This window comes from Bradyrhizobium sp. PRIMUS42 (assembly GCF_023006515.1).
Classification (GTDB): Bacteria; Pseudomonadota; Alphaproteobacteria; order Rhizobiales; family Xanthobacteraceae; genus Bradyrhizobium.
This window is the reverse complement of sequence record NZ_JALBGZ010001073.1, coordinates 1-1513: the sequence shown is the minus strand read 5'-3', so window position 1 is coordinate 1513 and position 1513 is coordinate 1. Positions and strand designations below refer to the sequence as shown.

Genomic DNA, 1513 nt, shown 5'->3' with positions numbered 1-1513 from the left:
CATCAGCGTGATGTCGCGGTTCGGCTCGGACAGCGGCACCAGTGCGACGGCGCGGCGGTCGTTATCGGCGTTGGCGATCAGCTCGTCGGCCGCCCTGATCCTGACGTCCCAGTGCGAGGCCGCGCTCCAGCCGTCGTCGAACATGATCATCAGCGGCGCCTTGCTGCCGGCAAGGCCCGTTTGCGGATTCCAGATCGGGCCGGCGGCGGCGAAAATGACGAGCGCTGCAGCCAGGAGCCGCAATGCGGTCAGCCACCATGGCGTCCGCGAGGGCGTCTCTTCCCTTGGCGCAATGTCGAACAACAGGCGCGTCGGCGGAAACTCGATGCGGCGCGGCCGCGGCGGCATCACGCGCAGCAGCCACCACAGCACCGGAAGGCTGACGAGCCCGATCAGGAGCAGCGGTTGGGTGAAGGCGAGCGGCAGTCCCATCATGCGACCGGCCCCGCCTTGATCGTCGTGGTGCGGGCGGCCGACTTGCTCACCTGCATGCCGGCATGCAGGAACAGCAGCAGCTCGGCGGCGGAGCGATCGGTGGCATGCGTCGTGAACAGCCAGTCCAGCTTGCCCGTCTCGGCGCGGATCTGGTCGCGGTGCAGCGTGAGCCGCGCGGTGTAATCCTGCGCCCAGCTCTCGGCGCGGCCGGCGGTGATCACGCCGAACCCTTCGGGCTCGACGAACTCGACGCGGCCGGAATAGGGGAACGATTCTTCGGCGGGATCGACGATCTGCACCAGCGTGCCGTGCGCGCCGGAGCCGGAGAGCCCTGCGAGCGTGGCCCTGATCTCTGATATCGGCGACCAGAAATCCGACAGCACGATCGTCTCGGCGAGTGCCGCAGGCACGAAGGACGGCGGCAGGCTGAGACGATCGGCATCGTCATGCAGCATCGCCTGCGCCATCTTGTCGATGACGCTGCGGCTCGCCGTCGGCGCCATCAGCCCGGGAATGCCGACGCGTTCGCCGCCGGAGACCAGCAGCTCGGCCAGCGCGAACGCGACGATCAGCGTCCGTTCGAGCTTGGACTCGCGCGCGGATTTCGAGGCGAATGCCATCGAGGGCGAGCGGTCGGGCCAGATCCAGACCGTGTGGGAGGCTTCCCATTCGAGCTCGCGGACATAGAGATGGTCGTCGCGCGCCGAGCGCCGCCAGTCGACGTTCTGCGCCGGCTCGCCGGAGACGAAGCGGCGATACTGCCAGAAATTCTCGCCGGAGCCGGCGCGGCGCCGTCCATGCAGGCCGTGGATGACGTTGGCGGCGATACGGCGGGCCTCGAGCACCAGGCGCGGCAAGGAAGCTGCGAGCGTGCGGCTTTCGCCATCGGCACGTCGGATCGCAATGATCTCCTTCGCCGCGTGCCCGTTCTCCGCTGCCATCAACCCATCCGTGTCTTCAATTGCCGGATCACGTCCGGAATCGTGCGGCCTTCGGCCCGCGCCTGGAACGTCAGCGCCATGCGGTGCTTCAGCACCGGCTCGGCGAGGTCGAGCACGTCGTCGACCGAGGGCGCGAG

General features: G+C 68.5%; 2 protein-coding genes and 1 pseudogene. All 3 read right to left on the bottom strand.

Going from position 1 to position 1513, the window contains the following annotated elements; genetic code table 11:
• The coding region (locus tag MOV75_RS37680; RefSeq protein ID WP_247007945.1) for a BatA domain-containing protein at positions 1-435 on the bottom strand (435 nt) is incomplete at its 3' end.
• Complete coding sequence (locus tag MOV75_RS37675) at positions 432-1376, bottom strand: DUF58 domain-containing protein (protein ID WP_246932595.1); 945 nt, start codon at positions 1374-1376, stop codon at positions 432-434. The genes MOV75_RS37680 and MOV75_RS37675, both read right to left, overlap by 4 nt.
• Positions 1376-1513: pseudogene (locus MOV75_RS37670) on the bottom strand (AAA family ATPase); the annotation flags it as partial. The gene MOV75_RS37675 and the pseudogene MOV75_RS37670, both read right to left, overlap by 1 nt.

Excerpts from the sequence above, each read along its gene's own strand:
- MOV75_RS37675 (WP_246932595.1), bottom strand. The coding sequence starts at position 1,376 with ATGGCAGCGGAGAACGGGCACGCGGCGAAGGAGATCATTGCGATCCGA.